Source organism: Acidobacteriota bacterium, assembly GCA_040756905.1.
Classification (GTDB): domain Bacteria; phylum Acidobacteriota; class Aminicenantia; order JBFLYD01; family JBFLYD01; genus JBFLYD01.
On sequence record JBFLYD010000035.1, the window covers coordinates 12,413 to 35,805 of the forward strand.

Below are 23,393 nucleotides of genomic sequence, written 5' to 3' on the forward strand. Positions count from 1 at the left end.
TTTGTTCTCCCTCACACTTTTGTTCCGCCCACTGTAATCTCTGAAATTTTTACAGTGGGTAAGCCAACTCCAACGGGAACTGATTGCCCATTTTTTCCACAGGTCCATACCCCATCTGAGAGCAGAAAATCATTCCCAACCATCTTCACTCTTGTTAACACATCAGGTCCATTTCCGATTAGCGTAACTCCCTTTAAGGGAGCTGTTATTTTTCCTTTTTCAATTAAATATGATTCAACAGCAGAAAAAACAAAATCTCCATTTGAAATGTTTACCTGACCTCCGCTGAAATTTCTTGTATAAATTCCATAATCAACAGATGATATTATCTCTTCCGAAGAGCTTTTTCCCGCAAGAAGATAAGTGTTTGTCATTCTTGGAATCGGAAATTGCTTATAACTCTCCCTTCTTCCATTTCCAGTGGGATTGACCTTAAAATATTTGGAAGAAATTCTGTCATGCATGTAACCTTTAAGGATTCCATTCTCTATCAGAACAGTTTTATTACTTTTATTTCCCTCATCATCACAATTTATAGACCCTCTCTGATTCATGATTGTTCCATCATCTATCACTGTGCATAGCTCACTCGCCACTTTATCTCCAATTCGATCAGAATAGTTTGATTCCTTTTTACGGTTAAAATCTGCCTCAAGGCCATGCCCTACTGCTTCATGGAGCAAAATCCCACTCCAGCCAGGTGCTAAAACCACAGGAAACTTTCCAGCTGGAGAATCCTTCGCATCTAAAAATTTAACAGCCTGCTCTGAAGCCTCTTTTGCTAATTTTTCAGGGGGATTTTCAATAAAATATTCCATCCCAATCCTTCCTCCTCCTGACCTTGAACCTCTTTGCTTCTTTCCATTTTTTTCCGCAACAGTTGAGATACCAAACCTTATTAAAGGCTGAGCATCAGTTACATACAGTCCTTCTGAATTGACAATGGTAATAAATTTTAAAGTTTGCATGAAAGAAGCTGAAACTTTATTGATGCAAGGGTCATATTTTCTTGCTCTATCATCAGCTCTTTTTAAAAGATCAATCTTTGAGGGAACTGGCTTTTTAGTGAAAAGCTCTTTAACGGGATAAAGGTTTTTAAATCTTTTAGGGGATAAATCAGCTGACTTTACCTTTGCTGAACCTGAGGCAATCTCTGCTGCTGTAAGAGCGCAATTTTTTAAGCTCTCAAAGCTTATATCATCAGAAAAAGCGTACCCAAAAGAATCTTCCTTGATTACCCTTATTCCAATTCCCCGTGAGATTCCTTTTGATGCATCTTTGAGAATCTGATCCTCCCAGAAAATATTTTCATTGATCGTGTATTCCATATAGAGTTCTGAGAAATCAGCTCCTTTTGAAAGTCCCAAATCAAGAAGTTTCCTTATTGTGTCTTTATCGATTTCGAAATGGTCTTCAAATCGAATATCTTGCATTTTTACCTCCTGACTGAATAACCTCTCTACAGGAAATTTAAGGAAAAAAATTCCAGTCGAGCTTATCCCTGCTAACTCAAGAAATCTTCGTCTCGATATTTCTCTTTCCTTCATGTATTCCTCCCGACTCCAAATATATATAAAAAAAAGAAAACAGTAAAGAGAAAGGAGATCAACTATTCCCCTTGCTTAGAAGTTTCAGAGTGATCAGAAAAGGTGGCTTCGAAAACACGCTGTATTTTCCCCAGTCCCGCACTAACTTATTTTTACCTAATACAAACGCATTGAATAAATTGTAGGGCAACCCTTTAAGGTTGCTTAATGCAAGGCTAAAGCCTTGCCCTACATGTAACAATATTTTATGCGTTTGCTATAAATTAAGGAATTCATAATATCTCTACTTCAATCACTTAATTTTTTTGGAATAAATACAGTTAGTGGGGGAGCACTCATGCTTCGCTCCCCCTCACTTATTAAAAAGGGAAAGAATATATAACTTATACATAATTCAAAAAACATTATCTTCTATTGGTTTTAATTTCACTCATAATTTAAAATAAGTGAGAGGACCATGCCCCCTCCGCATTCGTGACGGTTTTCAGGAACCTTCGGTTTCTCCGCCACCCTTCCTGCTTATCTTGTATGTCTAGAATACATTCTCTCTTAATATTTCAAGACCTGATCCCAATTTTGTTCATTAATAATAATGTGATATAATTTCTGACATGAATTACCGAAGAGCAGATCCTTTAAATTTCTTAGGAATCAGGGGAAAGGAATCCGAAAAAGATTTCTCCAGAATATTAATCCTTCCCGTTCCTTACGAGACATCAACTTCTTTCATAAGAGGAACAAAATTAGCTCCGATGAAAATCATAGAAGCATCGAACTTTCTTGAATATTATGAAGAGGAAATGGGGTGGGAACCATATAAGCTTGGTATTCACACTCTTGAGCCAGTGGAGCTTTCTCTTTCGATTGAAGCATCTTTAAAAATTATTGAAGAAGCTGCAGAAGAAATAATCTCCAGCGATAGATTCATTATTTTTTTGGGCGGTGAACATACAATTTCATATCCAATAGTTAAAGCATTGTTAAAAAAAAGAGAGAATAAGTTTTCTGTTCTTCAGCTGGATGCCCATCCTGACATAAGAGATATCTACGAAGGCACAAAGTTCAGTCATAGCTGCGTGATGAGAAGAATTTTAGAAATAGGTGTTGAAATAACTGGCTTGGGGATAAGGGCAATCTCTCTTGAGGAAAGAAAATTCATAAGGGAAAACACAAACTACAGGCTGTTTGAAATGTCTGATATATTAAAAGAAGGATGGGAAAATGATATGTTAGATTCTCTGAATGAAGATGTTTATCTTTCAATAGACATGGATGTCTTTGATCCTTCTATAGTTCCCGGTGTTGGAACTCCAGAGCCAGGCGGAATGACTTGGGAGAAGATGACCTCTTTGCTGAGGAAACTTTCAAAAAAGAAAAAAATCATTGGTGCAGACTTTGTTGAAATCTCCCCCATCCCTTTAAATCCTACCTCTGAATACACAACCGCCAAACTAATATATAAGCTTATCAGTTATATTTTCGGATAAAAATTGTTTCATTTTATTCAAGCAAAAAAGTAGCCTGCCCCCTTTTTCCCCTCCGAAAAATGCAAAAAATGAGACCTGACCCCAACTTTTTTGCAATTTTTGATTTACTGTTTACTTTTCAAATTTTATGGTATATATAAAAATAATGATTGAGGAGCATTTAAAATGAAAAGACAATTTAGTTTATTTAGTTTATTTAGTTTCTTATTTTTTGCAATTTCCTTTCTTTCTGCGGAAACTCTGATTGAAAAAATTGAAATAATCGGAAATAAGAAGGTAAGCAGGGACACAATTATGTTTTACATAAAATCAAAGGAAAAAGAAGTTTATGATGAGGAACTTCTCCGAGAAGATTTTAAATCTCTCTGGAACACTGGATTTTTCTCAAACATCAAAATGGAAGAGGAAGATGGATCCAATGGAAAAATAGTAAAAATCTACCTAGAAGAAAATCCTGTAATTAAATCTGTAGAATACAAAACTGGAAAAAATGTAAAAGAACAGGACATAAAAGATAAGCTAAAAGAGAAAAATATTTATATTCTACCTTACTCCTACTATGACCCTTATAAAATATTGAAAGTTAAAACTGTAATAAGCGATCTTCTCCAATCAAAAGGACTTCAACAGGGAAAAGTTGAGGTTAAAACAAAAAGGGATAAGGATGAAGTCTCAGTAACATTTGAGGTTAATGAGGGACCAAAGATTAAAGTGGGAAAGATAGTTTTTGAAGGAAATAAAAGAGTAGGTGACGGCACTTTAAGAAGAGCGATGAAAGATACGAAAATTCACTCAATCATTTCCTACGTTACATCAAAAGACGTCTTCTCTCAGGATAAATTAGAAGCAGACCTTGACAAAGTTAAAGAAAAATACCAGAGCAAGGGTTACATGGAGGTAAAACTTGGAAAGCCCGAAATAGAATATATAGATAAAAGAACAATTTTTCTAAAAAAACAAAAAATGGCAAAAATTGCAATTCCTGTGGAGGAAGGACCTCAATACAGATTGAATGAAATAAACATCTTTGGGAATAAAACACTTCCAGCTGATTTAATAAAAAGTCTAATTAAAATGAAAAAGGGAGATGTTTACAGCCTTGCTGACAGAAACAAATCAGTTGAGAACCTCCAGAAGTTATATGGTGAAAGAGGGTACTTCTATGCCCAGATAGCTCCTGTTGAAAACCTGAACCCTTCTAAAAGGACAGTCGATTTAGAATTGCACATCCAGGAAAATGACCTTGCATACCTTGGAAAACTCCAGTTTAAAGGAAACAATTTCACAAAAGATTTTGTGATAAGAAGAGAATGGCTTTTAAGAGAAGGTGATATTTTCAACACAAGAGCATTCGAAGAAAGTTTAAAAAGAGTAAAACAGCTTGGACTTGTTGACTTTGAGAAATTTCCAGAAGTGAACCCTGACCAGCAGAACCCCTCAAAAATCAATGTTACCTGCGAGGTAAAAGAGCTACAGAGAAATCAAATTCAATTCACAGGAGGTTACAGCGGTTATGAAGGTGCATTTATGGCATTATCGTACTCAACCGTAAACTTTTTAGGTTCAGGTGAGACGATGGATGTTACATTAACAACCGGCCAGAGGATAAAAGATTACAGGTTCGGGTTCACTGAACCATATCTTTTAGACCTTCCCATTACAATCGGATTTAACCTTTACGATAGAGGCCTGAAATTCCCTGATCTTTACACGAGATATGGAAAAGGTGGTGACTTTATCTTTGCAGCAAGAATCTATAAATTTTTCCGAACCAACATTACTTACAGCTATGAAGTAGTTGATGTAAAAGATGTAAATGAAAATCTCTTTCTTTATGACCCATACTCATATTTTTACTACACCGAGGGAAAAAGAATATTTTCGAGTATAATTCCCACTTTCTATTATTCAACAGTAGATAGCCCTATCGATCCAAGGGAAGGGGTTTTTTACCTTGGTTCATTAAGATATTCCTCATCATTCCTTGGAGGAGATGTTCTCCTCATAAGACCCCGATTTGAATGGAAATTATTCAAGCCGATATGGAAAAATCATGTGCTTGGATTTCATTTCGAAGCAGAAAGGGTGAAGCCATTGAAAGAACAACAGCTTCCTTTCTATGAAAGATTGTACATGGGAGGAGAGCTATCCCTCAGAGGTTTTGAATTTTACACAATAGGTCCGAAGAATGAAGCAGGTGTTATGATTGGAGGAGATAAGAGTCTTCTTTTCAATTTTGAATACCAGATACCAGTGGGAGGACCTCTTAAAGCAATAATATTCTACGATGTGGGAAATGTATGGGCAATTGGAGAAAAAATTGATTTATCAAATCTATACTCTTCAACAGGGTTAGAGGCAAGAATTTTTGTGCCTATGCTCAGGGTTCCTTTCAGGTTAATATTTGCCTATAACCCTCGAAAAATCAAAAAAGAGGATTCCCATTTCGCCTTTAGATTTGCCATAGGAACAACATTTTAATTTGGAAGGAGGAAATATGCAAATTAGATTTACTAAAATGGTCCTTTTTTTAGCAATATTCTTATTTGTCACTTTCTACACTTTTCCTCAGGAAATAAAGATCGCAGTCGTTAACTCTGGACGGATTCTCGAGGAGTCAATCCCTGGAAAAGAGGTAGTGGCTCAATTAAAAAATTTCAGCGAACAAAAGCAGAAAGAAATCAACACAAAATCTCAGGAACTGCAGAGATTAAGGGACAGGTTGGCCACTCAAAGATTCTCTCTATCTCCAGATGCTCAGGAAAAACTCGCGAATGAGATTGAGCAGAAAGACACGGCATTGAAAAGACTTATGGAAGATGCTCAAAGAGATTTTGATTCATTACAAGCAAAGCTTTTCACAAAAATTCAGAATGAAGTAACTCCAATAATCAGCAATTTAGGTAAAGAAAAGGGATATGCTATAGTTTTTGACCTTCGGGGACTTCCTATTATTTACTATGATGAAAAAATTGACATAACTGATGAGGTAATAAAAAGATACAACCAATCAAAAGCTCCAGCACCAAAGCAACAGTCCCAAGAGAAAAAATGAATGAGAAAATAGACATCAGAGACATCTTCAGATTCCTTCCCCATCGGTATCCCTTCCTTCTTGTCGATCGAATTCTGGACTTTGAAGAAGGGAAAAAAATAGTCGGCGTAAAAAACATCACTGTCAATGAGCCTTTTTTTCAGGGGCACTTTCCAGGAGCGCCAGTGATGCCAGGCGTTCTCATCTTAGAAGCCATGGCCCAGACAGGGGGCGTTCTCCTTCTCCGGAATGTGCCTGATAGAGAAAAAAAACTTATATATCTTGCAGGTATAAACAATGCCAAATTCAAAAAACCAGTTGTACCAGGAGATCAATTGAAAATGATTCTTGAGGTAACAAAAATAAAGTCAAAATTCTGCCAGATGAAAGGAGAAGCTTTCGTTAACGATGAAAAAGTAGCAGAAGCAGAATATCTATCAACAATAGTTGACATAGAAGAAATAGAAAGAAGAGATGACAAAAAATAAAATTAAAATACATCCCACCACGGTTATAGGTAAAAATGTAAAAATTGAAGATGGAGTTGAAATAGGGCCATATACAGTGATAGGAGAGAATGTCAGAATAGGAAAGAATACGAGGATTGAATCAAATGTTTTCATCGAAAAAAATTCTATAATCGGAGAGGATAATCACATTTTTCCATACGTTGCCTTGGGCAAAGACCCTCAGGATTTAAAGTATAAAGGAGAGGAGACATTTATAAAAATTGGAAATTCAAACAGGATAAGAGAGTTTGTCACAATACACAGAGGAACTTCAGAAGGAGGAACCACAACTATTGGAAATGGAAATTATATAATGGCTTATTCCCACATTGCTCACGACTGTAAGGTGGGAAATGAAACCATATTTGTCAATGGAGCAACTCTTGCGGGACATGTTGAGGTTTACGATTTTGCTACTATTGGAGCATTTACAGGAGTCCATCAATTTACAAGAATCGGAAAGTATTCTTACATCGGAGGATATTCGGTTATAACTCAGGATGTCGTTCCTTTCTCAAGGGTTGTAGGAGCAAGACCAACGTATATGTTAGGGCTGAATTCAATCGGAATGAGAAGAAGGGGATTCTCAAGAGATTCTCTGGAAGTTTTAAAAAATACATTCAAATTTTTATTCTTCTCTGACCTAAACACAACTCAGGCGATTCAAAAAATAGAAAATGAACTTGAAAAAACAGAGGAGGTCAGAGAATTAATCGATTTTATAAATTCCTCAAAAAGAGGGATAATAAAGAAAATAAGCTTAGAATGGGAAGAAGAATTGGTATAATAGCTGGAGGAAGTCAATTCCCGATGCTGGTTGCAAAAGAAGCAAGAAAAAGAGGAGATAAAATAATAACCGCTGCCATAAAAGGAATTACTTCTTCTGAGCTTCAAAAATATTCTGATGAGATTCGCTGGTTTGAAATTCATGAATTGGACAATCTCATATCTTATTTTAAAGAAAAAAATGTAATCGAAGCCTTGATGGCAGGAAAAGTTCAACATTCTTTAATTTATAGCGACTTTAAGCCCTATTCTGATGCGGAAAAATTCATTTCTACTCTTGAAAGAAAAAATACCACTTCAATCCTAAATGAGATTGGCAGAGTGTTAGAATCAAACGGAATAAAGATTATCGACTCAACAGCTTTCCTTCAAAATCTGCTTCCAGATGAGGGAATACTTACAGTTAAAAAAATAGACGAAGAAACTTTAAAGGATATAGAATATGGGTGGAAGATTGCAAAAAAAATTTCTGAAATGGATATAGGTCAATCTATAGCGGTAAAGAATGGAGCTGTGGTTGCAGTAGAAGCAATGGAAGGGACTGATATGATGATTAAAAGGGCTGGAAAAATAGCTGGAAATGGAATTGTCGCTATAAAAGTTTCGAGACCCCAGCAGGATATGAGATACGATGTTCCTGTGTTGGGTCTTTTAACGATAAAAAATCTTGTAAAAATAAATGCTTCAGCTCTTGTTTTTGAAGCAAAAAAAACTATTTTTTTCAGCCAAAAAAAGGCAATTTCATTTGCTGATCAACACGGACTTTCGATAATTTCAAAAAAATGAAAAACATAAAGATTGGAGTAATCGGTGTAGGATACCTGGGGTCTCAGCATGCAAGAATTCTTTCAAGTCTTGAGAAGGTCTCCCTTGCGGGAGTTTGCGATATAGACATCCAAAAGGGCATTGAGATTTCAAGAAAATACAACACTGAATTCTGCCCTGACAGGAAGGATTTAATAAAAAAAATAGATGCTGCAGTTGTAGCCACTCCGACCAATACTCATTTTGAAATAGCAAAGGAGCTTTTAGACACAGGAAAGCCAACTCTGGTCGAAAAACCCATCACAGAAAATGTAGAAAAAGGGGAAAAACTTATTGAAATTTCGAAAAAAAATAAAACTTTCCTTCAGGTAGGACATCTTGAAAGATTCAATCCAGCCCTTCAGAAGGCAAAGGAAATCATAAAGGACCCTAAATTTATCGAAGTCCACAGGCTCGGTGTATTCTCTCTCAGGTCTTTAGACATCGATGTCATCCTTGATCTTATGATTCATGACCTTGACATCCTCCTCGACATAGTAAAAAGCAAACCAGCAGAAATTAAAGCAATCGGGGTAAATGTTTTAACCGATAAAATCGATATTGCAAATGCAAGGATTGAATTCGAATCTGGAACAGTTGCCAACCTTACCGCAAGCAGGGTATATGGAAGGAAGGTAAGAAAACTCAGAGTTTTCCAGCCTTTTAACTATATTTCGATAGATTACAAAGATCAGGAAGTTAAAGTTTACGCATTAAAAGAATCGAAAATAATAGAAGAAAATTTAATCATAGAAAAAGATGAGCCCTTAAAAAAAGAACTTGAAAACTTTATAAATACGATTGAGGGAAGTGAAAAAAGCTTGGTTTCAGGAGAAGACGGCCTCAGGGCTCTTGAGCTGGCTCAAAAGATATTTAATTCCTGCAAAAAAGAATACATTAATTATTAATGAATAGACGTATCATCCCTGGAATTTTTTCTATCATTTTCCATTTTGTCTTTATCGTTCTAATCCTGACAATTCCTTCTCCAGAGATTAAGATCAAAACTCCTCAGACCATATTAGCTTATCTTCCAAAAAACTTTCCTCCAGATGTCCCATTAATTTATCCATCTCCAAAAAAAGATGAACAAAATAAAACAAAAGAAAAAATTGAGGGAAAAAAAGAAGAAGAAAAAGAAATCAAAAAAGACGATAGAATATTCGTTAGAAAAGGTGATGTAGAAGCTCCGATCGAAGATAAACAACAGGAGAAGCCAATTGCAACAGAGCCTCAAAAACCAGAGGGAGAACCTGAAGGAGAAGGAACTGGAAAAGGAAGCTTCGAAGGAAAAAAAGAAAAAAATGAAATTGATTCTGGATTAAAATTCAAAGATGGAGATAAAGACGAACAGAAAAAAAGTAACCTTCGGTTTCCATCCGGTTTTTCATTCGAGGGAGGATCCTCAAAAGGAAAAGGAGGAGGATATCCCTATCAAGGATTTGGTGCCTCCGCATACTTTGACTCAGGAGGATATGATATCACTCCATGGGCAAGAGAGGTTATAAAAATAGTAAAGAGAAACTGGTTCATACCCACAGCTGCAAGATATGGAATAAGAGGCATTTCAACGATATATTTAGTATTCGAAAGAGACGGTTCAATAAGTGAATTTACCATATACAAACCCTCGGGTATCATTTCTTTTGACCAATCCGCAATAAATGCCTTAATCTCTTCGGTTCCATTCCCTCCCCTTCCTTATGACCTTCCAAAAAAAAATTTGCCAGCCTACTTCGTTTTTTATTATAATTTATACCCTGAAGAAAAATAGAATTTTAACTAAATCCGAATGAAAAAATTAATAATTTTATACATTTTATTTTTTTTGCCTTTTTGTGCCCCTCTTAAAAAAGTAAAAAAAGAGGAAGAGGTTCTCAGAGCGTTTCCGATTAGAAAACCGGTTATAAGAGTTGGTCTTATTGATGGAACTGAAAAAATTGAAATCCAGGCAGATTCGATGAGGATCTGGCGCAACAATGGCCATTTTAATCTTTTAGCCTTAAACGCAAAGAATCTCATAATAGCAACTGAAGTTGAAAAGGAAAAAGAAAGATATTCGATTCAACTGGCAGCATTCACAACCAGGAGCAAAGCTGAGGAATTCATCTCAAAACTTAAGGGAATTTTTATTAAGGAAATTTTTATTGAAGAGGACAGAGTTTCAAAATTATTCAAGATTAAAGCAGGATATTATTCCGATAGATCCGAGGCAGAGCAGGATATAAAAAAAGCATGGAATTTAAAAATTAACGATGCATGGATACTTCATGAAAAGTTCAGTAAAGAAAAAACCGATGTTGCGTTTCTCTACTGGGAAGGAAAGAGTGAAAAGCTTTTCAAAGGAAATTCATTGATGATGATTCCTTCCTCAAGGAATACCAGCCTGAAGTTCAATGGTAATTTGTACAGTGGAATTTTCTCAATAATTCATAATAAAAATGGTTTAACTCTTGTAAATACATTGAATATCGATGATTATCTCAAAGGCGTTGTTCCCAATGAACTATCCCCCTTCAATTATCCTGAGATTGAAGCATTGAAAGCTCAGGCAGTTGCTGCAAGAACGTATGCCCTGAAGAACATGGGGTCATTCGAAATGAACGGATATGATATTTGCGCTTCTTCTTCATGCCAGGTGTATAATGGAAAAAGCTCTGAAAACCCGCTAAGTTCAAAAGCAGTGGATGAGACAATTGGAGAAGTTGCTATTTATAAGAACGATTTAATAAATGCACTATACACATCCACATGTGGAGGAGCAACAGAGGACGGAGAGAATGTCTTTGGGGGCGAAGAAATATCATACCTGAAAAACGTTGAATGCTCGATAGAAAATCTGAATGAATATATTTTGAGAACCTCTGTTCCTCCGCTTTCAATTAGGCTTGATGAGAGAGTAATAACCAAGGAAATTGCCAGACTTATCAGTCTGGAAATAATTCCGATGTTTTCAATTTTCTCATCATTTGAGGATGAGGCAAAAAAAGATGAAATACAGGAATGGATTTCAAGGCTGATTTTGTTTTTAGGGAAAAAACAAAAAAAGATTTCGATAGAGGGAGATTTAAACTGGGTTAATTTTGGAGTGTATCTCATAAAATGCCTTGACTGGGAAAAAAGGCCGGATCTCCTCTTAAGAAAAAAAGAAGTTGAATTCCTGTTCAAGAATACAAAAGTTTTATCCGATGAAGAAAAAAGCGTAATTACATATCTTGTTCATGAAAAAATATTACCTGCCCTTAATGAATCAAATTACATAAACACACGGATTAGAAGAGGAGATGCAGCTCTTGTAGTTTTAAATGTTATAAATAAATTAAAGCCAGACCTGATGGAAAAAGGAGAAATTGCGAAAGCTCTCTCTGATTCTGAGCTTGAAATTGAAAAAGAAAGTAAAAAAATGAAACTCAAGATAAACCCTAATGTCTTCCTGTTCAGAGATATAAACAATGAGTTATCCCCTGCTACTTCCATCAACTTAATCGGAGATGAGAGGGCTACATGGATAGAAAAAAACGGGGAATTAAAATACATTGAAATAATTCCTTCAATTTCATCCCTTCTGGACAGAACATCTCTTTACAGCAGATGGATAGTAAGGAAATCAAAAAACGAACTTGAGAGAGGCATCAAAAAATTTTACCCGATTAAAGAGCTTATCGATGTTGCAGTGAAAAAAAGAGGTTCATCAAACAGAGTGATAGAGCTTGTAGTTATCAGTAGCAATGAGGAAATCTTAATAAAGGGTTATCAGATAAAAGCTGCGCTTGGTTTAAGAGATACACTATTTGAAATCGACAGAGAATGGAATAGAGATGGGAAAATTACCCATTTTACTTTTTCCGGCAGGGGCTGGGGACATGGAGTAGGAATGTGTCAGATTGGAGCTTTTGGGATGGCAAGAAACGGCGCAAATTACAAACAGATTTTGAAAAAATATTATAAGAATATTGAAGTAAAAAAAATATATTAAAAAATAAAGGAAGTATAATTGATCAGAAAAGGTAACTTCGAAAACACGCTTCATATATCAAAAGCTCCAGATGCTAGTGTCGTGTCACTTAAATATCTTTTATTATTCTTTTGTGCCACAACACTTTCCCTATGGGAGAAAGATCTCCTTAGACGCTTCGCTGAGCACCCCCCAGAAATGGGGAAGATACCTTCCCCATACCCCTTCAGTGTGCTTTAGGAGAAATTGTTTGTTTGAGAAGATATTTATTGGACAGCACACTAGGCGCAGTGAAGCTTTGAGCGGAGGTGTACTTCCTGTACGTTGGAGCGATAAAGCTGAGACTGCAACGAAGCAGATGGACTTTTTCAGAGGTCTCAAAAAAATAAGGAAATGGAGATTACAATGAGAGAAAGACTTCTGGAGATTTTAAAGGAAAAATCTTTTAAAAAAGATGTAAAAAGGATTTTAGCATCCGGGAGGGAAAGCACTTATTATATCGATGGAAAAATAACCACAATGGATCCTGAGGGAGCATATCTTATAGCAAATATTGTGCTCGAAATTTTAAAAGCATTTGATGTAGATGCAATAGGAGGCTATACTCTTGGAGCAGACCCGATTGTGGGTGCAGTTGTTGGATTGAGTTATCAACTGAGAAAGCCAATTTATGGGTTCATAGTGAGAAAAGAACCAAAAACTCATGGAGAGATGAAATTGATTGAAGGACCATTTAAAAGAGGATGGAAAGTTGCCCTTATCGATGATGTTGTTACTACCGGTTCTTCAATATTGAAAGCTGCAAAAGCTGTGGAGGAAGAAGGAGCTGAGGTGGCGTTGACAATGGCAATAGTTGATAGGTTGGAAGGTGGAAGAAAAAACCTGGAATCAAAGGGTTATAAATTCATTTCTATATTCACAAGAAAAGATTTCGGAATCCTTTAAAAAATGGGATGTGTCCCTATTTTTTGCTATTTTGTTTTAAATAATTGATTATAAATTCCTTCTCCAGCTGATTCAATTCCTTTCCATATTTTTCAATGTATTCATTCCATTTTTCAAATGAAAACTTAGATGGAGGAACCAAGTTATGACAAACAGTGCATTTTGACCTGTAAAGCTTTTCTCCTTCTGACATTCTGGTTTTTGGAACTACAGATGCACATGAAAATAATAAAATCATTAAAATTAAAAATAGGGCTGTATTTTTTGTTAACACCTTCATTCTTATTTACCCTTTCAAACTTTTCTCTGTGATGCTTTATATTTTATTTCTTTTCTGAAAAATTTCAAATCTTATATACCTTTTCTCAATTATTTATTTCTTCTTACTCTCCAGTGTGCTGTCCCTTATATATCTTTACAGGCAAAAAAATCTCTCCGACAGCACACTGAAGGGGTATGGGGCAGAATTGCGGCGAGCCTTCCGTTCAATTCGCTAAAGAGGTATCCCAAGAAGAAGCCTGAAATCTATGTCCCTGCTCTCCTTATTCAACCCTGAAGCTACTCCGAGGCTTATCCAGAATTTTGAAGTTGCAAAGGAAATTGTTGGGCCTAAATAATATCTCTTATCAGTGAAATTGCCCTTTGATTCTATCCCTAACTTTATTCTGGGGTTAAATTCATAACTCAGCCCTGTTGCATATTCATGCTTAGCATCTACTCCCTTTACAAGTTCTCTTTCAAGAATCTGATTGTATGAAAAATTTAGATTTCCAATTGTTTTTGCAAGTATCAATTTTCCTTCAAACTCCCCTGGCTCGGACAAGTTTCCATTATTTTTATATTCAAGATAAATTAATGGGTCTAACGGGAATTGATCCCTTTCCCCTATTCTTATTCTTGTTCGAATTTTAAACCCATCATAATAAAATGAAGAAGAATGTTCTGAATTTTTATGGGTGAACTGCTGATAAATACTTATATCCCAGTGATCAGTAATTCCATATTCAAGCTCCATCCAGTGTTTCCAGTTATTTACATTTCCTTTATCTTTATCAGGAAGCTCCAATGTTAAATAATACTCAATCTCAGCTCCTCCTCTATGCATCGTTAAATATTCATATGTCCAGACATAACTTCTTCGGTCTGCATATAAGGAAAAAGAAGAAGCAACAATTAGAACTACGATTAACATTTTGAAGAACCCCGCGATAAATGGCGGGGATTTTTCGACGGAAAGGTATTTTATCATTAATATTGCTCGCCTTACTTGCCCCTGAAGGGGCAGAATTGCGGCGAGCCTTCCGTTCAATAATTTTTTCATTTGACTCTCCTTTTTTAACAACTTTTTCATTTAAATATCATTAATTGAGAATGAATCTCAATATTAATATGAAAATATTTTTTTGTCAACTAAAAATTTTTTTTCTAGTGTAAGGCTTGAATTTTTTTCAGTTTACATGTAACGACTTCGAATTATCCATTAAAAAATTATATAAAATTTTATCCCTGCTTTATGAAAAAATACATATGAAATATTTTTATTGTTTGTTACAGAGTTCTATGGTTCTTATCTTTTAAGGGATTGTGGAGGCAAGGGAGTAATTTTGTATTTCTTCATTTTAATTCTCTTCCTATCCATACAACCTCACCTAAAATAATTTTTAATAAATCCCTGAATTTCCGTCGTTCAAGGATAATTTCTTCGTGCCCTCTTCTATTTTCAGGAATTAAAAAGATAAACCTTTCTGATATTTTCACTCTCCGAACCATAATCCCTCTCTCCTCTGAACTTTCAGGGATGTTTATTAAATAGAGTTTCTTAAATACTGGTTTCATCCTTTTATAACGATTTCTATCAATTAAAATTAAATCACCATCCTGAATGATAGGATACATGGAGTCCCCAAGAATCTGACATGCCAGAGGACTTACCAGATCTTTTATAAACTGGGATTCGAAGGCTTTCCAGTCTATTATCTGATTGGGAAGAATTACAGTCTGCCCCGCGTTGACAGGTTCTACCACTGGGATGGACACGAATTGCTTTGTGAAGTATTGTCTGGAAGATTCTTTAACTTTAGATGGCGTTATTTCAAAATACATTTCTTTAAGTTCCTTATCTTCTTTAAAGAACTCCTCTAATGTCATTCCTAACCCATCATGAATTAATTTGTATAAAGTAAACCATCTTATATCTCCTTTATTATTTTCGATATTACTAAGGCGAGTCCTTTCTATTCCTGCTTTCTCAGCCACTTCCTCTTGAGATTTGCCCAAAGCTCGTCTTTTTTCTCTTAAGTAATTTCCGATTAACATTTCACTACAAAAATATAAGTGTTTTTTTTAATAATCAAGAATAATAAGATATACTTGACAAAGATAATATTATGTCTTATATAATATACGAAACTGAAAATAAGCAGAGGAAGGGGGATTTTAATAAAGAATGAGAAGAAATACAGAATATATAGGTAAAGCAAAAGGAAAAACCAAAGAAATTAATAAAAAATCATTCTTTTTTGTATTAACTATCATAATATTCTTTTTATTAAATGGGAGAAATGAATTATATGGTGGGACGTGGATGGGCGAGGAGTTAGAGCGGTTGATAAAAGAGGCAAGGCTAAAAATCGGGCCATTCAGGATAAAAACTATTTTATTTTTAAATAACGCTGGCTATGACTCGAATGTGTACGGAACTCCTTATGACCCAATCAAGGACTACACCTTTACCACAGGACCTGCTTTTTATATCTATTTGCCTTTAAAGAAAAGGATTTTATTTTCGGTATATGAGTCTCCTCAGTATGTATATTTCCTGGAAACAAAGAGAGAGAGGACATGGAATAATTACTTTAATGGAGAGGTTTATTTTGTCTTCAACAGATTTCTTTTTTCCTTTGGAAGAGGATTCTCTGATGCAAGGGAGAGATGGAATACAGAGATTGATATAAGGCCGCGGAGAAAAGAGGATAGTGTTCAAGGTTCTGTATTATGGCAGACTGCGAGGAGGACTTCATTCTCTATAAGGTACACAAAAGCAAATTATGATTATGAGAATCTTTACTATGAAAGATTTAACATAAGAGATCAATTGAACAGGGAGGAAAACTATGTAAATTTTACAGGTTATTATCAACTTTTTCCAAGGACAAAATTTTTTTTAGATTTTGAGTATGGATTTTTCAATTTTGAAAATCCTTTGAGTTTCAGGAATTCTAAAAGCTATGCAATTTATGGAGGGTTTGAGTTTTCACCCTTTGGAGCAATAAGAGGAAGGATAAATCTTGGTTATAAATTCTTTGATTCTTTGATTCCTGAAAGAAAAGATTATAGGGGAATTGTTGGAAACACCAGTATGGATCTGCGGTTATTGAGGTTTTTTGCTTTGAGAGCATTATACAGAAGGGATATTCAGTTTTCATTATGGTATGACAATATTTATTTTCTTGAGAATAGGTATGGAAGTGGAGCATCGGTGTATTTATTTAGAAATATCAGAATAGATTATGACTACAGCTTAGGGAGAAATACTTATCCCCAGATAGAAAGAGAGCTCATAGCTCATAGCCTGTGGCAAAAAAGAGAGGATGATTATAAAATTCATTCGGTGGGAATTTATTTCAGGATAAAGAGGGAGCTGGGGATTGGAGTCACTTTAAGTAAATGGATAAGAGATTCAAATCTGGACTGGGAGGATGATGAAAAGCTTTTTGTAGGAGCAAACCTTACATATAATTTTTGAATGGCTGTGAATTAAGACAGATAAAGAACTATATTGAGATGAGATACATAAACATTTTACGCTTTAGCCTATCTGCTATTTTTGTTTTTGTGTTTATATTTATATTTTTTAATGTTCTAACCCTGCTTTCTCAAGAAGAACAGGATATTTTTGTAAAGGAGTATACGATTGGACCGAAAGATTTACTTGAAATTAAAGTATTCGAGCTCCCTGAATTAAATCAAATTGTTAGAGTATCAGAGGATGGTTCAATTACAATTCCTTTACTTGGAAGAGTGATGGTTGGAGGTTTGACAAAGGATAGTATGGAGAAAAAACTTGCTGATCTTTTAGAGGAAAAATATCTAAAAAATGCACAGGTCTCTGTTTTTATAAAAGAATATCAGAGCAAGCGTGTTGCTGTGATTGGAGCAGTTGAGAAACCAGGGATGTATGAGTTAATAGGAAGGCAGACTCTTCTTCAAATAATTTCTCAGGCAGGAGGATTTACTGAAAAAGCAGCAAACGAATTGTTTGTGTTACGGGAAGAAAAGAATGGAATTACCACAAAAATTTCAATTGATTTAGAGGATTTATTAATCAATGGAAATCAAAAACTCAATATTCCCCTTCAACCAAATGATGTAATAAATGTGCCTATGGATAAAATTATTCATGTTTATGTCTTTGGAGAAGTTAATAAGCCAGGTGCATTGGAAGTAAAGATGTCGAAAAAGATTACTTTACTTCAAGCGATTGCCCAGGCAGGAGGAACAACTGACAGAGCCTCGAAATCCGGTATTGTGATAAAAAGAAAAGGAAAGCATGGAAAAGAGATAAAAATTAAAGTGGATCTCAAGGATATAATTAAGGGAAAAAAGCCAGATATACAACTACAAGAGGGAGATGTTGTATATGTCCCAGAATCAATATTCTAACATGAATTGCAAAGCATGATGATAAATAAAAGGAAGGAGGGAAGGAGATATGGATAATTATGATAGATTTGACGAGACAGAAATAAATCTTCGGGATTACTGGAATGTGGTGTGGAAGAGGAAATGGACTATTATAACTTTTACTCTGGTTTTAGTTGCAACTGTTATGATTATGACTTTTACTGCAAATCCCACTTACATTGCAAGGGGAAGTCTTTTGATTGAGAAAGAACCAAATATCTTCACATTTGAAGAGATATTCCAGATTGAAACTTACAGGGATGATTACTATCAAACTCAATATAAATTATTACAGAGCAGGACTCTTGCAGACAAAGTTGTTGAGAGATTGAAGCTTTATGAAAATGAGGAGTTTATAGGAAAACCAGGGAAGAGAAAAAAACCTGTTGATAAGTCTGACCCGGTTTTCAGAAGTTCTCTAATTGATTCATTCTTAGGAAGACTTGATGTAAAGCCAATGAGACAAACAAGACTGATTGAAATAAATTATAAATCTCATGACCCAAAACTTGCGGCAAATGCAGTAAATGCTCTTTTTGATTCATTCATAGAAATGAATATTGAAACCAAATATGAAGCAACTGAACAGGCAACAGAATTTCTGACGTCTCAAATTGCAAGCCAAAGAGCTGAAATTGAACAGAAACAGAGAGAACTCCAAGAGTATGGAGCAAAGAAAAACATCATCCCATTGAGTGAAAAAGAGACAACGATAATTGAGAAACTTGGTGAATTAAACAGTGCTTTAACAGAAGCCCAGATCGATAGAGTAAGAAAGGAAGCTTATTATAATGAGATAAAAATCGCATCTTCTGATTATATTCCAGAAGCCTTGACAAATCCGCTTATCCAGAGGTTAAGGGAAGACTATGTGAAGCTGAGCAGGGAGTACATGAAAAAGCAGGAGACATTCAAACCTGATTATCCTGAGATGCAGAGGTTAAAGGCAGAGTTAGAGAGCGCTAAGAAATCCCTTGAGAGCGAAACCCAGAATTTGATTAAAGGAGCTTACTCAGATTATCAGGCTGCGCTGAAGAAGGAGAAATCTTTAGAGGAGGTTTTTAACAAGCAGAAGCAGGAGGCTATCCAGTTAAACAGCAATGCTATCTTGTACAATAGTTTGAAGATTGAGATAGAAAATAAGAAGAATTTACTTGAATCTTTGCTGAGGAGACAGAGTGAGACTGGAGTCTCTGCAAGATTAAGAGGATTGAGAACATCGAACATAAAGATTGTGGATAGAGCAGAGATTCCTCTTTATCCATCGAGCCCAAAGAAAAGGCTTAACATGATGCTGGCTCTAATAATTGGGTTGTTTATAGGAATAGGGTTAGCGTTTTTCTTCGAGTATTTAGATAATTCAGTGAAGAGCTCTGAGGATATTGAAAGATATGCAGGTCTTCCTTCTTTAGGAGTTGTTATGACATTTAGTCCTGATGGATTTAAGAAAAGTTATGGATATGGATACGGGCACAAGAAAAGAAGGTCAAAATCAAAGCTCGAAGCTCAAAAGTCAGAGGAAGAGAAAGATGAGGGGGGAGGAATAAGGATAAAGATTGGAGGGAAAGAATCAGTTGAAGACTCGAAGGATAAAAGTTACCCGGTTTCACAATTGGACAGTCACTCGGTTGGAAAGCAAGAGAGAATGGACTCTCCATTGTTTAAAGAAGTCGGCATGTTTGAACGTTTACATGTTGAGACGGAGAAAACAGTAAGGAGTGAAGAGTTAGGAGGGAAAGGAGTAAAAGAGATTCCGGAGATTAGGTCGATTGAGCTTATAACTTATTTTTCGCCAAAATCAAATTTCTCAGAAAGTTATCGCTCAATAAGAACAGCGCTGCTTTTATCTACAACTGATAAAAATTTGAAGTCATTAGTAATTTCAAGTCCTCTACCACAAGAAGGAAAAACTGCTACCATTTGTAATTTAGCGATTACTCTTGCTCAAACAGAGAAGAAAGTTTTGATAGTGGATTCAGATTTAAGAAAGCCAAGGCAGCACAAGATATTCAAAATAAAGAATATCGATGGATTAACAAATTACCTGACTATGAATGTTGAGATGAAGGACTTAATCAAACATACTGAAATTCCAAATCTATTTCTTATTAACTCAGGTCCAGTTCCACCAAACCCCGCAGAACTTCTCGGCTCTGAAAAAATGGCAAACCTGATTGAGAGTTTGAAGCAATCATTCAATTACATATTATTTGATACACCGCCGATTCTTGCAGTCTCTGATGCAATGGTGATAGGATCCCATGTTGATGGAGTAATCCTCATTGTATGGGGAGGAAAAACCTCCCGTGATGCCCTGAAGCAAGCAAAAGAAAAGCTCGATTTGCTTAAATTAAAGACTTTAGGCGTTATCATTAACAATATCAAAATTCGCGAACATGAATATTACTACAAGCATTATTATTACCAGTATTATGGAGAACAGTAAAGATAGACTGTAAATTTAAGACTAATGATCGACCTTCATGCTCATTTATTGCCTGATTGGGATGACGGGGCAGCAAACTGGGATGAAACTTTAAAGATGTGTGAAATAGCTTATGAGGATGGAATAAGAAAAATTGTATTTACTCCCCATCTGTATCGTTTGAATAAATACGATGATAATTTAAAGATACTTGAGGATAGGATGACAGAATTTAAAGAAATTACAAAAAAAATTCCTGTTGAATTTTTTAAAGGAGCTGAGGTTTTTGTGCATCATGAGATGGTTGAAAACATAAGAAAGAATGATTTTACGATAAATTTATCAAATTATATTTTCGTAGAATTTCCCTCGGATTACATTCTTCCAGGGGTAAAGGATTTATTTTTTAACATTATGCTTGGAGGATTTACTCCGATAATAAGTCATCCGGAGAGAAATAGCGTTTTCATGGAGAGGCCAGATTTACTATTTGAGTTGATTGAGATGGGGAGTCTGGCTCAGGTTACAGCAAAAAGCATAATCGGAGGTTTCGGTTCGGAAATAAAAAAATTCGCAAAACTACTTATGGTGAGCAATCTTGTTCATATTATAGCTTCAGATGCTCATGATTCAGAGAGAAGGCCGCCAAGGCTGAGCAAAGGAGTGGAAGAGGCTGCGAAAGTTGTAGGAGAGGAGAAGGCATTGGCTATGGTCACATCAATTCCACAAGCAATACTTGATAATAAAGAAATTCCTGATTATGGAGATCCTGTAAATCCAGTCAAAGGAAAGAGTTGGCGAATTACAGTGCCTAAATTCTTGAGGAAAAATGTTCTAATTTTTTAACATTCATGTTAGGAAGAAAAATTAGGTTTTAAAATAAATGATAAATTAGGAGGTAAAAAAAATGTTAAGGGAAAAGATTTTTAGGTCTAAGGCATTAGCCTTAGGGGTGATTAGTACTTTTCTATTTATGTTCATCCCTGTTGAAGCATTAGCACAGGTACCAGCTGCCACAGGTTCGATGATTGGGTTTGTTTATGGAGATGACATGAAAACACCAGTTGAAAATGCTATTGTAAAGATAAGAAATATCAAGGACGGAAAAGAGTTCGAGAGCGCTCCCACTGATCAGAATGGGCTGTATAAAATCACAAACATCGAAGAAGGAAGGTATATACTCGGGATTACAACGAAAGAGGGTGATTTCAACTTTGAATATTTTATATTAATGAAAGCAAATGAAATTGCAAAATTATCCTTTGCATTGAAACCAGGGGTTGCTTCATCTATTGGGGGGAAAGCAGGAGATCCAGAAAAGAAGCCTTTCTTCAAAACTCCATTGGGAATTGTAATTTTAATTGCTGCAAGTGCTGCTGTGATTTACGGTACTTATAAACTTTTAGTAGAATTAGAAGTAATCTCTCCATCAAAGAAATAGTAAAATAAAGGTAGAATAATACAAACGCACAAAATATTTTTACATGTAGGGCAAGGCTTTAGCCTTGCATCAAGCAACCCTAAAGGGTTGCCCTACAAATTATATATTGCGTTTGTATTAGTTAGTAAGTTATAGGGTTGAACAGTTTTAAAAAATAAATCTACATTCTAATTTTATTAAAAAAATTTAACTATTCTAATATATAAACAACTTAATGGTTCAAATAAAAAATGCCGCTGAGCATAAATAAGATAATTTTTTGGGGGTTATGTGCAACCTTGATATTTTTGCCACTTCCCTTTGGTTCGGTTGACGAGTGGGCAATATTTGCTTTTGAAATAACCACAGGAATTCTCTTTATTTTATATTTGTCAACTTTATGGAGGAGTCCAATAAAAAAGCAGGAGAAAAGGGGACAGGCTACTTTTTTAATTAGTTTTAGCAGAAAGGAAGCAAACGATTCCCTTTCCTCACAAAAAAAATGGGATGTGTCCCTAATTTTTAAAATCTTTTTGATTATTTTTATTGTTGTTAGTGTGATTCAGGTAATCCCGTTACCTCAATTTATATTAAAAATATTATCGAAAAATTCTTTTAGAATTTATGAAGGAGTCTTTTCTGGTGGGTTAGTAGGATCTGAAAAAATGGGCTGGAAAACTATTTCCCTTTCGCCAGCTTTTTCTTTTTATGAATTGATTAAATACCTCTCTTATTTTCTTTTTGCTTTTTTAGTTTCAAGATGCATAAGAACAAAAAAGCAGATTGAGATTTTTGTATTAGTGATGATAATTGCTGCCATATTCCAGTCGTTTTATGGGTTGACAGAGTTTTTTGGGGGGACAGAAAGGATTTTTGGCTATAAAAGAAAATGGCATGTTGGCTCTGCTACTGGCACCTTTATTAATAGAAACCATTTCTCCGGTTTCCTTGAGATGATTTTTCCGATAAGTGTTGGATATTTGCTTGCCAAGGCAGATTTTTTTGTGATGGAAAAAGGCTTATCATTAAGAGAAAAGATATTGTGGTTCAGCCAGGATCGTTTGCAAAAATCTATTATTCTTGGATTGATATCAGTATTAATTGGAATTGCAATATTTTTTTCCAGATCCAGGACAGGAATATTTATATTTTTCATCACAATTTTTTTGATGATTATTGCGATTTCTATAGGGGGAAGAAATAGCTCGGAAAAATTATCAAGAGAAAAAAGATTCAGAAAGATTGTAAGAGTTATATTTCTAACAGTTTTATTTTCAGTGATTTTAATAGGGATAAAGCCGATAATCGAGAGATTTTCATGGGAATCAGTTGCAGGAGAAGGAAGGCCGATTATTTTTAAAAATACGATAGACATGATAAAGGATTTTCCATTATTCGGGGCAGGACCAGGAACTTACATGTATGCATACACGATGTATGAAAAAATTTATGTCAATGGGATTACAGACCATGCCCATAATGATTATTTAGAATTACTGGCAGAAAGTGGATTAATCGGAGGTGGAAGTTTAATCCTCTTTGCCTTTGGAGCTGTTGGATATTTTTTTATGAAATGGGTTAAGAGAAGAGATTATTTTATTAAGGGAGTTATTCTCGGCTGCATTCTGGGTATAGTAGCCATTCTTATCCACAGCATAACCGATTTTAATTTGCGTATCCCAGCGAATGCTGTTTATTTTATAACGCTTTATGCTCTATCAATAAGAATGGTAAATATAGCTTATGGCAAAAATAAGATAAGAACCAGAAATGTAAAATGGGAAATGTAAAAGAATGA

At 35.2% G+C, this 23,393-nt stretch carries 20 protein-coding genes; 16 read left to right on the top strand and 4 right to left on the bottom strand.

Going from position 1 to position 23,393, the window contains the following annotated elements; translation table 11 throughout:
- Positions 1-11: 11 nt before the first annotated feature.
- Positions 12-1,547: a metallopeptidase TldD-related protein gene (locus AB1410_05280; GenBank protein MEW6456113.1), complete on the bottom strand. Its 1,536-nt coding sequence runs from the start codon at positions 1,545-1,547 to the stop codon at positions 12-14.
- A gap of 611 nt (positions 1,548-2,158) precedes the next feature.
- On the opposite strand from AB1410_05280, the gene speB reads away from it, so the two are divergent.
- The 10 genes from speB to pyrE all read left to right on the top strand — a co-directional run bounded on the left by speB (position 2,159) and on the right by pyrE (position 13,067).
- A complete protein-coding gene (gene speB / locus AB1410_05285; protein ID MEW6456114.1) occupies positions 2,159-3,034 on the top strand; it encodes an agmatinase in 876 nt (291 codons plus the stop codon).
- A gap of 165 nt (positions 3,035-3,199) precedes the next feature.
- A complete protein-coding gene (bamA, locus tag AB1410_05290; protein MEW6456115.1) occupies positions 3,200-5,515 on the top strand; it encodes an outer membrane protein assembly factor BamA in 2,316 nt (771 codons plus the stop codon).
- Positions 5,516-5,531: 16 nt separating this feature from the next.
- Positions 5,532-6,089 (top strand): OmpH family outer membrane protein, encoded by a 558-nt coding sequence (locus AB1410_05295; protein MEW6456116.1) that lies wholly within the window; start codon positions 5,532-5,534, stop codon positions 6,087-6,089.
- Complete coding sequence (gene fabZ / locus AB1410_05300) at positions 6,086-6,556, top strand: 3-hydroxyacyl-ACP dehydratase FabZ (protein MEW6456117.1); 471 nt, start codon at positions 6,086-6,088, stop codon at positions 6,554-6,556. Before AB1410_05295 ends, fabZ begins: the two co-directional genes overlap by 4 nt.
- Positions 6,543-7,364, top strand: a complete 822-nt coding sequence (lpxA, locus tag AB1410_05305; GenBank protein MEW6456118.1) for an acyl-ACP--UDP-N-acetylglucosamine O-acyltransferase — start codon at positions 6,543-6,545, stop codon at positions 7,362-7,364. The genes fabZ and lpxA overlap by 14 nt, the downstream gene beginning before the upstream one ends.
- Positions 7,343-8,149 (top strand): UDP-2,3-diacylglucosamine diphosphatase LpxI, encoded by an 807-nt coding sequence (gene lpxI, locus AB1410_05310; GenBank protein MEW6456119.1) that lies wholly within the window; start codon positions 7,343-7,345, stop codon positions 8,147-8,149. The genes lpxA and lpxI overlap by 22 nt, the downstream gene beginning before the upstream one ends.
- A complete protein-coding gene (locus AB1410_05315) occupies positions 8,146-9,075 on the top strand; it encodes a Gfo/Idh/MocA family oxidoreductase (GenBank protein ID MEW6456120.1) in 930 nt (309 codons plus the stop codon). The genes lpxI and AB1410_05315 overlap by 4 nt, the downstream gene beginning before the upstream one ends.
- Entirely contained in the window at positions 9,075-9,941 is an 867-nt protein-coding gene (locus AB1410_05320; GenBank protein ID MEW6456121.1) for a TonB C-terminal domain-containing protein, read from the top strand. The genes AB1410_05315 and AB1410_05320 overlap by 1 nt, the downstream gene beginning before the upstream one ends.
- 18 nt (positions 9,942-9,959) lie before the next feature.
- A complete protein-coding gene (locus AB1410_05325) occupies positions 9,960-12,143 on the top strand; it encodes a SpoIID/LytB domain-containing protein (GenBank protein MEW6456122.1) in 2,184 nt (727 codons plus the stop codon).
- Positions 12,144-12,527: 384 nt separating this feature from the next.
- On the top strand, positions 12,528-13,067 hold the full coding sequence (gene pyrE, locus AB1410_05330) for an orotate phosphoribosyltransferase (protein ID MEW6456123.1): 540 nt from the start codon (positions 12,528-12,530) through the stop codon (positions 13,065-13,067).
- Between the two features lie 16 nt (positions 13,068-13,083).
- On the opposite strand, the gene AB1410_05335 is transcribed toward pyrE, so the two are convergent.
- From AB1410_05335 to AB1410_05345, 3 genes are all read right to left on the bottom strand, one after another.
- Complete coding sequence (locus AB1410_05335) at positions 13,084-13,347, bottom strand: hypothetical protein (GenBank protein ID MEW6456124.1); 264 nt, start codon at positions 13,345-13,347, stop codon at positions 13,084-13,086.
- 213 nt (positions 13,348-13,560) lie between these two features.
- On the bottom strand, positions 13,561-14,388 hold the full coding sequence (locus tag AB1410_05340) for a hypothetical protein (protein MEW6456125.1): 828 nt from the start codon (positions 14,386-14,388) through the stop codon (positions 13,561-13,563).
- Between the two features lie 293 nt (positions 14,389-14,681).
- Complete coding sequence (locus AB1410_05345; protein ID MEW6456126.1) at positions 14,682-15,383, bottom strand: XRE family transcriptional regulator; 702 nt, start codon at positions 15,381-15,383, stop codon at positions 14,682-14,684.
- 130 nt (positions 15,384-15,513) lie between these two features.
- Here AB1410_05345 and AB1410_05350 point away from each other — a divergent pair, with 130 nt between their 5' ends.
- The 6 genes from AB1410_05350 (at position 15,514) to AB1410_05375 (ending at position 23,385) form a co-directional block, all read left to right on the top strand.
- On the top strand, positions 15,514-16,812 hold the full coding sequence (locus AB1410_05350) for an outer membrane beta-barrel protein (protein ID MEW6456127.1): 1,299 nt from the start codon (positions 15,514-15,516) through the stop codon (positions 16,810-16,812).
- 38 nt (positions 16,813-16,850) lie between these two features.
- Positions 16,851-17,729, top strand: a complete 879-nt coding sequence (locus AB1410_05355) for a polysaccharide biosynthesis/export family protein (GenBank protein ID MEW6456128.1) — start codon at positions 16,851-16,853, stop codon at positions 17,727-17,729.
- Between the two features lie 49 nt (positions 17,730-17,778).
- Positions 17,779-20,196: a polysaccharide biosynthesis tyrosine autokinase gene (locus tag AB1410_05360; protein MEW6456129.1), complete on the top strand. Its 2,418-nt coding sequence runs from the start codon at positions 17,779-17,781 to the stop codon at positions 20,194-20,196.
- A gap of 24 nt (positions 20,197-20,220) precedes the next feature.
- Positions 20,221-21,021 (top strand): CpsB/CapC family capsule biosynthesis tyrosine phosphatase, encoded by an 801-nt coding sequence (locus tag AB1410_05365; GenBank protein MEW6456130.1) that lies wholly within the window; start codon positions 20,221-20,223, stop codon positions 21,019-21,021.
- Between the two features lie 61 nt (positions 21,022-21,082).
- Positions 21,083-21,616, top strand: a complete 534-nt coding sequence (locus AB1410_05370) for a hypothetical protein (protein ID MEW6456131.1) — start codon at positions 21,083-21,085, stop codon at positions 21,614-21,616.
- A gap of 278 nt (positions 21,617-21,894) precedes the next feature.
- Positions 21,895-23,385, top strand: a complete 1,491-nt coding sequence (locus AB1410_05375) for an O-antigen ligase family protein (protein ID MEW6456132.1) — start codon at positions 21,895-21,897, stop codon at positions 23,383-23,385.
- The last annotated feature ends 8 nt before the right edge of the window (positions 23,386-23,393 follow it).